This is a genomic window from Mycoplasma phocimorsus, from assembly GCF_030077875.1.
GTDB lineage: Bacteria > Bacillota_I > Bacilli_A > Mycoplasmatales > Metamycoplasmataceae > Mycoplasma_H > Mycoplasma_H phocimorsus.
Genome location: NZ_JASEJT010000003.1, coordinates 1 through 13,739 on the forward strand (window position 1 = coordinate 1; position 13,739 = coordinate 13,739).

13 protein-coding genes are annotated in these 13,739 nt (G+C 26.5%); 4 read left to right on the plus strand and 9 right to left on the minus strand.

Features of this window, described 5'->3' with window-relative positions:
• Nucleotides 1-1,281 precede the first annotated feature (1,281 nt).
• The 3 genes from QMA87_RS00015 to QMA87_RS00025 all read right to left on the minus strand — a co-directional run bounded on the left by QMA87_RS00015 (nt 1,282) and on the right by QMA87_RS00025 (nt 3,696).
• Complete coding sequence (locus tag QMA87_RS00015) at nt 1,282-1,704, minus strand: hypothetical protein (RefSeq protein ID WP_283833609.1); 423 nt, start codon at nt 1,702-1,704, stop codon at nt 1,282-1,284.
• Between the two features lie 21 nt (nt 1,705-1,725).
• Nucleotides 1,726-2,193, minus strand: coding sequence for a hypothetical protein (locus tag QMA87_RS00020; RefSeq protein WP_283833610.1), 468 nt, complete (start codon nt 2,191-2,193; stop codon nt 1,726-1,728).
• Nucleotides 2,194-3,429: 1,236 nt separating this feature from the next.
• Nucleotides 3,430-3,696 (minus strand): HPr family phosphocarrier protein, encoded by a 267-nt coding sequence (locus QMA87_RS00025; RefSeq protein ID WP_283823374.1) that lies wholly within the window; start codon nt 3,694-3,696, stop codon nt 3,430-3,432.
• Between the two features lie 131 nt (nt 3,697-3,827).
• Here QMA87_RS00025 and QMA87_RS00030 point away from each other — a divergent pair, with 131 nt between their 5' ends.
• The 3 genes from QMA87_RS00030 (at nt 3,828) to QMA87_RS00040 (ending at nt 6,195) form a co-directional block, all read left to right on the plus strand.
• A complete protein-coding gene (locus QMA87_RS00030; RefSeq protein ID WP_283823375.1) occupies nt 3,828-4,112 on the plus strand; it encodes a putative quinol monooxygenase in 285 nt (94 codons plus the stop codon).
• 89 nt (nt 4,113-4,201) lie between these two features.
• Nucleotides 4,202-4,900, plus strand: coding sequence for a purine-nucleoside phosphorylase (gene deoD / locus QMA87_RS00035; protein ID WP_283823376.1), 699 nt, complete (start codon nt 4,202-4,204; stop codon nt 4,898-4,900).
• Nucleotides 4,900-6,195: a thymidine phosphorylase gene (locus QMA87_RS00040; protein WP_283827110.1), complete on the plus strand. Its 1,296-nt coding sequence runs from the start codon at nt 4,900-4,902 to the stop codon at nt 6,193-6,195. Before deoD ends, QMA87_RS00040 begins: the two co-directional genes overlap by 1 nt.
• Nucleotides 6,196-6,268: 73 nt before the next feature.
• Here the strand turns inward: QMA87_RS00040 and fusA are convergent, their stop codons facing one another.
• The 3 genes from fusA to rpsL are packed head-to-tail and all read right to left on the minus strand — an operon-like array spanning nt 6,269 to nt 9,283.
• Complete coding sequence (gene fusA / locus QMA87_RS00045) at nt 6,269-8,356, minus strand: elongation factor G (RefSeq protein ID WP_283833611.1); 2,088 nt, start codon at nt 8,354-8,356, stop codon at nt 6,269-6,271.
• 6 nt (nt 8,357-8,362) lie between these two features.
• Nucleotides 8,363-8,833, minus strand: a complete 471-nt coding sequence (gene rpsG, locus QMA87_RS00050) for a 30S ribosomal protein S7 (RefSeq protein WP_283823379.1) — start codon at nt 8,831-8,833, stop codon at nt 8,363-8,365.
• Between the two features lie 33 nt (nt 8,834-8,866).
• A complete protein-coding gene (gene rpsL / locus QMA87_RS00055) occupies nt 8,867-9,283 on the minus strand; it encodes a 30S ribosomal protein S12 (RefSeq protein WP_283823380.1) in 417 nt (138 codons plus the stop codon).
• A 271-nt stretch (nt 9,284-9,554) separates the two neighbouring features.
• Between rpsL and QMA87_RS00060 the strand changes: the two genes are divergently transcribed.
• On the plus strand, nt 9,555-11,519 hold the full coding sequence (locus QMA87_RS00060; protein ID WP_283833462.1) for a methyltransferase domain-containing protein: 1,965 nt from the start codon (nt 9,555-9,557) through the stop codon (nt 11,517-11,519).
• Nucleotides 11,520-11,562: 43 nt separating this feature from the next.
• Here QMA87_RS00060 and rpsO read toward each other — a convergent pair whose 3' ends face one another.
• The 3 genes from rpsO to QMA87_RS00075 form a co-directional block, all read right to left on the minus strand.
• Nucleotides 11,563-11,829 carry a 30S ribosomal protein S15 gene (gene rpsO, locus QMA87_RS00065; RefSeq protein ID WP_283823382.1) on the minus strand — a complete coding sequence of 89 codons (267 nt, stop codon included), beginning with the start codon at nt 11,827-11,829 and terminating at the stop codon, nt 11,563-11,565.
• A gap of 111 nt (nt 11,830-11,940) precedes the next feature.
• Complete coding sequence (locus QMA87_RS00070) at nt 11,941-13,536, minus strand: alpha-amylase family glycosyl hydrolase (protein ID WP_347276978.1); 1,596 nt, start codon at nt 13,534-13,536, stop codon at nt 11,941-11,943.
• The gene (locus tag QMA87_RS00075) at nt 13,524-13,712 is read right to left on the minus strand and encodes a hypothetical protein (RefSeq protein WP_283833460.1); all 189 of its coding nucleotides are present in this window, start codon (nt 13,710-13,712) and stop codon (nt 13,524-13,526) included. The genes QMA87_RS00070 and QMA87_RS00075 overlap by 13 nt, the downstream gene beginning before the upstream one ends.
• Nucleotides 13,713-13,739 lie beyond the last annotated feature (27 nt).

Sequence of the window (13,739 nt, forward strand, 5' to 3'; positions counted from 1 at the left end):
GGACAAAAAAATGCCACCATTAAATCTAATTTTACATCACAGCTACTTGCCGTGGTGTTTTTCACTCCAAATTACTTTGAATTCTGTCATTGTTGTATCAATTTATGAAATTTCTTGTAATTTTTTTAAGTTCTTTTAATGTCATTTTGCTTATATTGATTCTGTTTAAATATTCTGACTTTAAAATTGATAATCAGTATTTAATCTTGTGATTTTCTAGTGAATTACCAACTCTTGAAAGCGATACCTAACTATTATTTCTTTTAATTATATTTATATATTCAGTGCTACTGTATCTACTGTCATAATTTTAATAAATTATAAACTTATTTCCTTTTCTCGCTTTTAATAAGTCATCTACATTTTTTAAAACTAAATTCAAATCATTGTATTTTAAAGGATTTTAACTGATGATTTTTTTAGTATTATGACATATTATTATAGAAAAAACATGATTCTATTTAAAATCATTTGCATCCCTTATATAAGTTATAGCGATGGCAAAAATATTTCTAATTAACATATCATTATAATCTTTATTAACAATATTTTTAATTTTAGCTGTTACATTTTTTTGATCTTTGTGTTTTATTCTAATTTCATATTTAAGACCTAAGCAGTTTATATGTCGCTCTAAAATGCAATAATTTGTAAAAATGCCATATTTTAGATCAATATATTAACTTAATCGCGCTTTTCCATAAATTTTTTTTCAAATATTTTAATAATTAAACTATATAGTTCGTTTTTTAAACTAATTAAATTTTTGGCATTTTTATTTGTTTGTTTTAAGTATTTAAAAATTGTCTGTTTAATTATATCTAGTATTTTCAATAACATTATTATTTTTATTTTGATTGATTTATTTTTCTTTATTTTATGTGGTTTATTCTTTACAATTTCGTAATAACGACTTGCTTTTTTCTAACTCTTTAATTTTAAATTCATCTAAATTGGGTTTAGAATAATCAACTTAGTTGACTTTCTATTAATGCTTTTTTACCTTATACTAATAAATCTTACATTTTTTCATCATAATATAAAAATATTCTATTCTTCTAATTTGCGATTTCAAATTATCGCTTGTCACATAATTTATATCCGGCAATAATATTTTAATAATTATATAATTGCTATTGAATAGCCGTTCCTTAAATATGCTTTAAAAATAATTTTATTTTTCTCTTTTGTAAAACATTTCGACATAATAAACTTTTTAATAAAATTACTAAAAAACATCCGTATTGACAGATGTTAAATTTTATTGTTATTTTTTATTTTTTAGGAGCTAGGGGGTTTAATTGGGGGGTTTATAGCTTCGCCAACAAATAGCATTAATATATAAGCAAAAGGTAAAAAAACAAATGTAGAACATATAGCAAGTCCCAATGATATTCAAGGATGATTTGATATTCATTTAGTATTTTTTTGATGCAAGCTTTCATTATTTTTACTTAAACTAACTTTTGCAAGCTGAACATTTTTATTTACATTATTTTCTAATTTTACATTTTCTATTGTTGTAGAAAAAACGTTTTTTAATTTAACTGAACGGTGCTGTACTGATAATTTTTTGATTTTATTATTAATTTCTTTTTTGCTTTCCTGTCGGTTATTTTTAATTTTTTGACAGGAAATTACAATTGTTGGTAGCACGCTTATGGAGCTAAAAAAACCAATTCATAATACTTTTTTTAATTTCATAAAACCACTATTTTGCACTATTTACCCCCCCTGATGTTGACCAGTTATTTTTGTACCAATTACTATTGCGGCCCCAAGAGCAAATTGTATTGCAAAACCTATCCCTATACCAACACCTATAGTTTTTCAAGGATTACTGCTCATTTTATCAGTAAGGCTTTTAGGCGTATTAGAAATTTTAACTGCATTTTTTTTATATCACCAGCCATTTCAAAATTGTTTTTCTGCCTCTAGTCTCACTTCTTCTTTTGCTTCACCAGCCTTTTTTAGCTCTTTTTGAGCATCTTGCTCTTTTTTATTTTCCACTTCTAATTTTTTAATTTTTGGCAATTCTTGTTGTTTCTTTTTTTCTTGTTCTTTAGGCTTTATGTTTTGTTTAAAATCACTTTTTGCTATAATATTTTTTGCATTTTCTCTATTACAAGAAATTACTATACCAGGAACAATTATTAATGAAAGACCTACTAAAAAATAATGTATTTTTTTCATATAACTCCTTAATACAAAATATAACTATTATTATAGTATTAAATATATATAAAAAATATTTATTATTTTATTTTAAAGTTAAATATGAAATGTAATATTAATAACTTTATATATTTAATAATTAGCGAGCTATGGTATTTATATATGATTTTGATCTTCTGATAAAAATAGCTCTTGTGATAGTTTTAGTAAAAAATCATCTCAAAAGCCACTCTCTTTAGAAAATCGAAAATAAGTTATTCAATTTTTTAAGAAAGTTTTCAAATGTATTTAAAATTTTGATTTATGGTAGTCTCGATTTGTTTTGAGACATTTTTTGTTATTCCTTATTCATGTTATAAGCAATTTTTTTTGAAGTTACAAATTATAAAGATAAAATAAAAAAATATTAAACGCGTATGTGTTGCATTTGATATTTCTCTTTAGGATTTAAATTTATTTAAATTTCTTTTTCTTCTTTAGAAATTGTTGAAAGGATTTTTTGATTTTTCTGGCAATTGAACAAATAAAGAAGTTATATTCAAGAGCTTTTTAAATAAAAAATCTTTTTTCTTTTATCAAGTGATAATATTTTTTGTTATATAATTTTTTAATTTATTTAAGTTTCAAATATGGGGACACTTTTTTTATGCCAAAACTATGAAAAAAGTTGAACGATCACATTTATTTTACATAAAAATAGATGTGTTGCGCTTCAGCTTGCAATTCAGCATATTATTATAAATAATATATATCTGCTATAAATTTAATCAAACTTGGAAACCCAGGGTCATAAGACTAGGCAAATTATCAGTTAAAACCTTTCAAAATGCAATGATTTAAATTTATTTTTAAAAAATGTAGATGACCTATTAAAAGTAAAAAAAGGAAATAAGTTTATAATTCATTAAGATTATGGCAGTAGATACAGTAGCACTGAATATATAAATATAATTAAAAGAAATAATGGTTAGTATTGCTTTCAAAAATTGCCAATTCTTTAGATAATAGAGAAACAGAATTCTAATTTTTTGATTTAAAATTAAAATCATTAAAACATTTAGACTATAAAAATTTAACTTACTATAAGTTAAAAAGTGTATAAACAATTATATAAATTAATATAACAGAGAAAAAATTTAAAAAATTTAAATTTAAAAACACCATAGCGGCTTGCTATGATGCAAAACAATATTATGTTAAATTTTGTTGTAACTAGTCTATATGCGCTTAGTGTTTTTATTTGCAAATTCTTAATTAATCAATAATTTTTTGTTCTTGCATTATTTTGATAAGTGCATCAATAGCTTGATCTTCATCCTTACCTTCTGCTTCAATCAATACAGTTTCACCCGTTTTAATCCCAAGAGACATAATATTCATAATTGATTTTAGATTAGCTGTTGTGGTATCTTTTTTTAAGAAGATGTCAGATTCGTATTTGCCAGCTTCTTGACATAAGAAAGATGCTGGTCTAGCATGTAGTCCAATAGGGTCTGTAATTTGAACTTCAATTCTTCTCATATTTACTCCTTATAAATTAATTTATACTAACAATTATATTATGATATAAATTATATTAATTGTAAAGTTTGATATTTATGAAATAATTATGAAACTAAAAATAACATTTGTTGTTATTTGAAAGGATAAAAATGAATTTTTTACTTGTAAAATACAAGATAAAACATGATAAAATTGAAAAATTTATGAAATTTGCCAATGCTTATATAGAAGAAACCAGAAAAGAATTATTAAATTTATCGCTTGAATATGGAAAAATTAAAGATAAAGATGAATTCTTTTTTAATTATAGATGGGCTGATAAAAATAGTTATTTTGAACACAAAAAAACAGCCCATTTTAAGAAATTTGCTACTGAAATTGCTGATTGTTTAAATGGTAATTTTGTACCCTATTTATTAAATTCAATTTATTAAATGCTTTGGCATTTTTTTTATCGCAATATATTAATTAATTGATATTAATAAAAGTATTATAATAATTAAGTTATGAAAAAGGAGATTAAATGACACCACATATAAACGCAAAAGAAGGTTCAATAGCAAAAACCGTTTTAATGCCAGGAGATCCTCTAAGAGCAAAATATATTGCTGAAACATACTTAGAAAATCCTAAATTAGTAAGCAATGTTAGAAATATGCTTATGTATACTGGTAAATACAATGGTAAAAAAATTACTGTTGCCGGAGGAGGAATGGGTTGTCCTTCTATGGGTATTTACAGTTATGAATTATTTAAGTTTTATGATGTAAAAAATATTATTAGAATTGGCAGTGCCGGATCATATCAAAAAGATTTAGGTCTATATCAAACTGTTTTAGCTACTGAAGCTTATTCAGACAGCACTGCTTTTGCTAAATTGGTTTTAGGCAAAAATACACATATTACAAAACCAAGCAAAAGTCTTAATAATAAAATTTTAAAATTAGCTGAGAAATTAAATATTCCTGTAACACAAGGGAGAGTTCACTCTTCTGATGTATTTTATAGCTCAAGAAGCACTGAAGATACAATTAATGCTACTAAAGCAATTTGTGTTGAAATGGAATCATTTGCATTATTTGCAAATGCTAAAAAATTAGGTAAAAAAGCTGCTTGTTTATTAACAATTTCAGATAATTTAATTACTCATGAAGTAACTACTGCCGAAGAAAGACAAAGCTCATTTAATGATATGATGAAAATTGCATTGGAGTTAGCATAATGAGAGCAGTTGATATAATTATAAAGAAAGTTCAAAATCAAGAACTTTCACAAAAAGAGCTTGAATTTCTTATTAACGGCTATGTGGAAGGTAGCGTTCCTGATTATCAAATGTCAGCATTTTTAATGGCGGTTGTGTTTAACGGAATGAATCCTGTTGAACTTGGACATTTAACAAAAGTAATGATTCAATCAGGTGACACTATTAATTTAGATATAATTCCTGGTATTAAAGTAGATAAGCACTCAACAGGGGGTGTAGGAGATAAAACAACTTTATCAGTAACACCGATTGTTGCCGCGCTTGGAGTGCCTGTTGCCAAAATGTCAGGAAGAGGGCTAGGTCATACTGGTGGAACTCTTGATAAACTTGAAACCATTCCTGGCTTCAAAATTGAACTAAATGAAAAAGAATTTATTGAAACAGTTCAAAAACATAAAATTGCTGTAATTGGTCAAACAGGACAACTTGTTCCTGCTGACAAAAAGATTTATGCATTACGTGATGTTACTGGAACAGTAAACTCAATACCTTTAATTGCAAGTTCAATTATGTCTAAAAAACTTTCAACTGGAGCAGATGCAATTCTTTTAGATGTTAAATGTGGAGAAGGCGCTTTTATGAAAGATCTTGATTCGGCAAGATTATTAGCCAAAACTATGATTAGTATAGGTAAAGAATTAAATGTTGATGTTCGTGCTGAAATTACTAATATGTCAAGACCAATTGGTAGACAAATTGGTAATAAAAATGAAGTTATTGAAGCAATTGAAACACTTAAAGGTAATGGGCCTGAAGATTTTAATGATTTAGTTTATTCTTCTGCAGCAACAATGTTAGTACAAGCCAAAGTTGCTAATGATTATTCTGCTGCTATTAAAATGGTAAAAGAAGTTATTGCTAACGGCAAAGCCTTAGATAAATTTTATGAATTTATTGAAGCTCAACACGGTGATGTTGAAGCCCTTAAAGATGCAGATTTTTGAAAACCTAAATATAAAAAAGAAATTACAGCTAAATCAGGCGGTTACATGAATATATTTAATTCATTAATTTTTGGTAATGTTGCAATGAAACTAGGGGCCGGCAGAATGGTAAAAGAAGATGTTATTGATCCTGAAGCTGGTATTACAATTAATAAAAAAACTAATGAAAAAGTTAATGCTGGAGATTTAATTTTTACATTATACTCTTCAAATCCAATCGATATTAAACTAGAGAATGAATTAGAAGCAGCATTTAAAATTGAAAAAGAACCCGTTGAAAATACTATTATTTTAGATAAAATGGAATAACAAAAACGAGGAAAACCCTCGTTTTTGTTTTATTTTTAAATTTTTAAGTTTAAGTATGTTTTTTGTTTAATTATTAATCATCGATATCTTTGATATTACGTTTTTTAATAATTTCATCAGCAATGTTTTTTGGACATCTTTCATAATGATCAAATTGCATTTGGTAATTTCCACGACCAGCTGTCATACTACGTAAATCAGTAGCATATCCAAACATTTCTGATAATGGAACGTCAGCTTTTAATACATGTGCTCCATCACTTCTTGTTTCATTTTCTTTAATTTGTCCACGACGACGAGACAAGTCGCCCATAACATCTCCAAAGTAATCTTCAGGAATAACTACGGCAACATCCATAATAGGTTCTAAAAGAATTGTACCAATGGCATCTTTAGCTTTTGTAAGAGCTTTAGAAGCAGCAATTTTATATGCCATTTCTGATGAATCGACATCATGGTATGATCCATCAAATAATGTAGCTTTAACATCGATCATTGGATAACCGGCTAGAATACCAGCTGCCATTTTTTCTTCAAGACCTTTTTGAATTGATTTGATGTATTGACTAGGAATTTTACCACCAACAATTTTATCAACAAATTCAAATCCACCATCTGGGTTTGGTTCAAAATTAATTCATACGTGACCATATTGTCCACGTCCACCAGATTGTTTAATATGTTTTCCTTCAACTTCAGCTTGTTTTGTAATAGTTTCACGGTAACTTACTTGTGGTGCCCCAACTTTAGCTTGAACACCGAATTCACGCTTAAGACGATCAACAATAATATCAAGGTGCAACTCACCCATTCCAGCAATAATTGTTTGTCCTGTTTCTTCATCTGTATATGTTTTAAAAGTAGGATCTTCAGCAGCTAATTTTTGTAATCCAATTGAAAGTTTTTCTGTAGCAGCTTTTGATTCTGGTTCAAGAGCTTGTGAAATAACTGGTTCTGGGAATGCCATTTTTTCTAGAACTAATTTTCTACCTTTTTCAGACACTAATGTATCACCTGTTGTTGTATTTTTAAGTCCAACAGCAGCAGCGATATCTCCGGCTCTAACTTCATCAATTTCATTTCTTGAGTTTGCATGCATTTGTAAAACACGACCAATACGTTCTTTTACATCTTTAGTTGTATTGTAAATATATGTTCCTTTATTTAAAACACCTGAGTAAACTCTAAAAAATGTTAATGAACCTACGAATGGATCGTTAGCCACTTTAAATGCTAAAGCAGTGAATTCTCCTTCATCACTAGGAGTAATTTCAACTTCTTCTTCACCTAAGTGAGCTGTCATAGCGGGAACATCTAATGGTGAAGGCATATAATCTACAACACCATCAAGCATAGCTTTAACACCTTTGTTCTTAAAAGCTGTTCCACAAAATGCTGGGAAAAATTGAGCTGTTAATGTAGCTTTTCTTATAGCAGCTTTTAGTTCTTCAACAGAAACTTCTTCGCCTTCAAGAACTTTCATCATTAATTCATCATCAAATGAAGCAACTGCTTCAATTAATTCTTGTCTTTTAATTTCAACTGTTTCTTTTAAATCTTCAGGAATTGCAATTTCTTTAAATTCTTCATTTGCTTGTCCGTCAAATTCATATGCTTTTAGTTCAACTAGGTCAATGTGCCCTATGTAACTACTTTCAGCACCAATTGGTCATGCAACCGCAACCGCATTTCCATTTAATCTATCATGTACTGATTTAACAGCAGCTTCAAAGTTAGCCCCTGCTTTATCCATTTTATTTACAAAAATAATACGAGGAACTTTATAGTTCGTGGCTTGCCTTCAAACAGTTTCTGTTTGAGGCTCAACACCTGATTGAGCATCAAGCACAGCTACAGCGCCATCTAATACACGAAGTGAACGTTCAACTTCAACAGTAAAGTCAACGTGACCTGGAGTATCGATAATATTAATTCTTTTCCCTTTTCAAAAAGCTGTTGTAGCAGCTGATGTAATTGTAATTCCACGTTCTTGTTCTTGAACCATTCAGTCCATTTGTGAAGCACCTTCATGTGTTTCACCAATTTTGTGAATTTTACCAGTGTGGTATAAAATACGTTCTGTAGTTGTAGTTTTTCCGGCATCAATGTGAGCCATAATACCGATATTACGGTAATCTTTTAACTGATATTCTCTAGCCATATTTTATTATCATCTAAAGTGAGCGAATGCACGGTTAGCTTCAGCCATTTTGTGTGTATCCTCACGTTTTTTGATTGATCCTCCCATTTTATTTGAAGCGTCAACGATTTCGTTAGCAAGACGAACATCCATTGTTTTTTCGTTTCTTAATCTAGCATATTGAACTAATCATCTTAGTGAAAGAGTTTGTTTTCTACGAGCACTTACTTCTGTTGGCACTTGGTAGTTTGTTCCACCAATTCTTCTTGTTCTAATTTCTAATTGAGGTGTAATGTTTTCAATAGCTTGTTTGAAAACTTCCATTGGATCTTTGTTTGTTTTTTCTTTTACTATTTCAAAAGCTGAATATAGAATTTTTTGTGCAGTTGATTTTTTACCATCTAACATAATTGTGTTAATTAATTTTGTAATTAATACTGAGTTAAATACTGGGTCTGCAAGCACCGATCTTATAGGCGCACTTCTTTTTCTTGACATTTTTTTCTCCTTATATATTAATAATTATTGATATTATTTAGATTTTTCTCTTTTTGCACCATATAAACTACGAGATTGTTTACGTTTGTTAACACCTGCAGCGTCTTGTGTTCCACGAACAATGTGGTATCTAACCCCAGGCAAGTCTTTAACACGACCACCACGAATTAAAACTACTGAGTGTTCTTGTAAATTGTGTCCTTCTCCTGGAATGTATGCTGTTACTTCCATACCATTTGATAATTTAACACGGGCATATCTACGTAAAGCAGAGTTAGGTTTTTTAGGTGTCATTGTAGCAACACGAGTACACACTCCACGTTTGAATGGAGAATTCATTTTTTTAGGTCTTTTAATTAGAGAGTTGTAAGTAAATGACAATGCAGGAGCATTAGGTTTTTTACTTTTAAAACTACGACCTCTATTTACTAATTGGTTTATTGTTGGCATTTTTTTCCTTTCATTATAATTATAACTGTTTAAGTATACACTATATTACTCCCGGGTGTATCAAAAAAATATTTTTTTTAAAATAGCTAATTTTTAATTAAATGCACATAAAAAAGTTTTGCAAAAAATAACAAATTATTTTTATTAAAATTTTTTAATATTTATTTTAAATTTTCAGAAATAAATTTGCGTTCAAGCGCAATAGATAAAAAGTTATATAAACTAATATATAATAATATTAATTATTATTATTTTATAAAAAGGAAACTTTATGATTAAATCGCAATTTAAAGAAAACTTAATCAAGTATATTTCAGCTATTTCAATTTCATCAATTGGCTCAGAAGCATTTAAGCTTGCAAGTTCATTATATATTTATCGTTTTACTGGTGATTTTTGACTAGTTACCATAATGTATTTATTATTACAATTGCCTACATTATTTGTTTATGGATTTGCTCACAAACTTTCAAGCCTATTAAAAGATAAAAAGGCATTATTATTAGCGGATATCATTAGCGCAATTTTTCTGCTTATTCCAATAGGAATGTATTTTGCATATGCTCCAAACTTACAAGTTCCAATATTTTCTTATATATTAGTTGCAATTAATACTATTATTGGATTTATTCATTCATATCGATTTATTCACTTAAAAAATGTCACTTATTATATTGCTAATAACTCTAATGAAATGAAAAACTATAATATAGGTTTTTCTCTTTCAATTGGGATTGGTTTATTTTTATCACCTATCTTATCTTTATTTTTATTTAACTATTTAGAATTTTATATTTTAGTTTTCTTTAATATTGCTACATTTATTATTTCTGGATTTTTATATTTTTCATTAAAAACAAAAGAAATGCCTTATGAATTTAAACAGGATGTTACTAAAAAAACAGAAACAAAACCGGCAATTAGTAGCTGAATGTATGTTATTTTTGTTTCAATATTTATTGGAATATTCTTATATCCAAAAAACTCAGGATTAATTCCATTTTTTGAATATAGTAAATTTGATTATAAAAGTTGAACATTCTACTTAACAATAATCATGAGTGGAATAGGATTGCTAGCCAGCATAATCATAATTACTTTAAATAATGCTAAAAAGACTAAAAATTGATTGAATAAAGTTGAAAATCATTGATTAATTTTAGCAATGGTATTGCTAAATTTAACATGAGTTATTATTGATTTATTTGTAAATAAAACACAAACAGTAATTTATTATATTGTAGTTAATACAATTCAACAAATGCTTTTTAGTTTAATGCTACCTAGTTATTACAGTGAAACTTATCATTTATTTTCTAAAAAATATTATCAAAAACAAAATGGCTTGTCAATGATTGCTAGAATTATTGTTCCTAGTATAATTACCTTATTAATAACATTAGTTTTAAAATTGCAAAATTATTACTATGCATATCTTGTTTATTCTATTTTTATTATTATTTTAGCTATTATCATTATCCTTTCACATATATTTATAAAACGTTACAATGTTTCAAAATATTATGATTCTGCTCAAGCTACAAAAAGTTATGCTACGACTTCTAAAAAAGGTTTATGAGTTTCAGAAGCAAAAGTTTTAAAAAAACAATTTCCTGATAAAGAAAAAGAAATTAAGATTTTAGATCTTGGTTGTGGAATGGGCAGAACCACTTTTGCTTTGCAAAAACTTTATCCTAATGCCGAAATTGATGCAATTGATATTAATAAAAATTACATTAAATTTTTACAAAAAAATAATACCTTTACTAATATCAATTTTCTTGAATTTGATATTAGTAAAAAACTAAATAAATGTCAAGAAATAAGAGATAAAAAATATGATTTAATCTTGTTTTCATTTAATGGTTTATCAAATATTATTAAAGCTAAAGATGTAAAAAGAACAATAAAAAACATTGAATTTTTATTAAAAAAACAAGGCAAATTTATATTTACATTACATAATATGTTTTCTTCAGAACAATATACAAAATTCTGAAAAGAGGAAATTAAAGTAGATGAAATTGATTTATTAAGTAACAAAAAAGTTTTAATAAAACAAGAATATGGCGAAGAAATCAAAAATAGATTTTATTCACAGCAAAATGTTAAAACATTGTTAGAAAATTATAATCTTACTCTTAATGAATCGTTCATTAGAAATGATGAACTTGAACCTGATTGAGTTAAAGAAATTTCATATAATTGTATTTTTTATGTAGCTCAAAAAAAGTAAAAAAGTAAATAAAAAAAACAGCATGAGCTGTTTTTTTAACCAATTATTTTCTGATTTTTAAGTCAGCGATAAGGTTCAAGTAACCTTGAAAATCTTTAGCTTTTAAATATGATAATAATGTTTTACGCTTGCTAATTTTAGCCATAAAACCTCTTTTTGAGTGGTTATCTTTTGGATTATTTTTGAAGTGTGATTTTAATGATTCAATATCATGTGTTAAAAGTGCGATTTGTACTTTTGTTGATCCTGAATCTTTTTCATTTTTACCATATTTTTTAACAAGTTCACTAGTTAATTCTTTAGAAATCATTTTTTTCTCCTTGTGTTACATTCAAATCCTAGCATTAATTTTTTAAATTAAAACCAAGAAATGAAAACTTTTTCTTATTAATTTTATATTAATTTTTTATTTTTAAATAAATTATCTTGGTACAACTTCAAAAATTATTCTTGATCCATTTGAATTAGCACTAAAGATTTTTGATCTATTTGTCACTTTATATTTATGAATAATTTTATATTTAAATCATTCTTCTTTAAATTTGAATTTTAAACTAGGATTTGCTGCAGAAGTATAAGCTGCAACAATAAATTTTGTTTTTTGTTCATTACATCTAACAATAATATTTCTAAGATCTCAATATGACGGCTTAATTAAATCGATTATTAGTTCTGGATTTTCAACAGTTTTTCATGAACTAGAACCAATAAATGTGAATTTTTTTCTTAAATTATTAAGAAAAACCAAATGATTAAAAATTGATTTTTCATCATTAATTTGTTGTTCAACAGTTCCCATATCTTTAGAAACATTTAAATATACATATGATTCACGCTTCTTATCTTTTATCTCAATTAAAACACAATTTTCTTCTTCATTTTCTCAATTAATTGGCTCTCTAAAACCAGGATCTTGAAAAAATTCTTGAGAAGAATGATATCCTAATTCATCACCGTGATATATTATTGATTTTCCTGGAGAAAACATTAAATAAGTAAGAGCGTTCTTAAAATTTTCTATCATTTTTTTATCTATTTTTCATTGAAAATTAAAATTCTTTTTATTATTTTCGAGATACTTTTTATAAACTTGCAATCATCTTTCAGTATCATGATTATTAAGAAGATTCATATATTCAAATATTGAACTACTTTGATTGTGAATTTGAAGCATATCTCTAATTTCAACTCAATTAAATTCAAAAATTGGATTTTTATAAAAAGCTCTCATACCATCATAAATAGTAGAAATAGCATATTTATCTTCAAATTTATGATATTTTAGCCCTCGATAATAGCTTTGTAATCATTCGCCAACCATAAAAATATCATTATTTCAACCCATTTCTTTTCTAACTTCTTCGCTAGCTTGTCTAAGTAAATAAAAAAACTCAGCTTCTTTCACATTTTTACAGGTTTCACCAACAGAAATATAATATTCACTAATAGCATCATATCTAAATCCATCAACTCCTATTTTAGTTCAATATTTTTGAACTTCAATAAGTTGTTCAATCACTTGAAAATTATCTAAATTAAGATCAGGCATCCCTTCTCAAAATCTACCTATGTATTTATCATTATTCATAATTTTATTAGGTATATTTTTATATAAATTAGAAATAACTTTACTATTACTTTTTAAATCTCCATAATTTTGATTATCATCGTTAAATCTATAAAATTGTCGATATTTTTCTTCGCCTGCTAAAGCCTTTTGAAATCATGGATGTTCATAAGAAGTATGATTAAAAATCATATCTAAATAAACTTTAATTCCGTTTTTATGTGCTTCATTTAAAAAAGCAATAAAATCTTCTAATGTACCATATTGTGGCGCAATATCGCAATAGTTAATTACATCATAAGAATGATAAGAGCTTGAAGAATGAATTGGTGAAAGTAAAATTTGATCAATACCAAGCTTTTTAAAATAATTAATTTTAGATTTAAGTCCGATAAAATCACCTATGCCATCACTATTACCGTCAGCAAATGCATAAATTAAACTTGATAAACACTATTAGTTGGATTATTATTTTGAGATAACTTTATAGAACTTGGAGCTTTTTTATAAAAATCTTTATAATCTAAAATATTGTCATATTTTAAAAATTTGTCGTTATTTCAATTTCCAATTTTTTTAATTTTGTTTTTATTTATATAGTATTCAAATAATTTTTTACTATTCATATTTCCCTCTTTGTTAAAGAAAAAAGA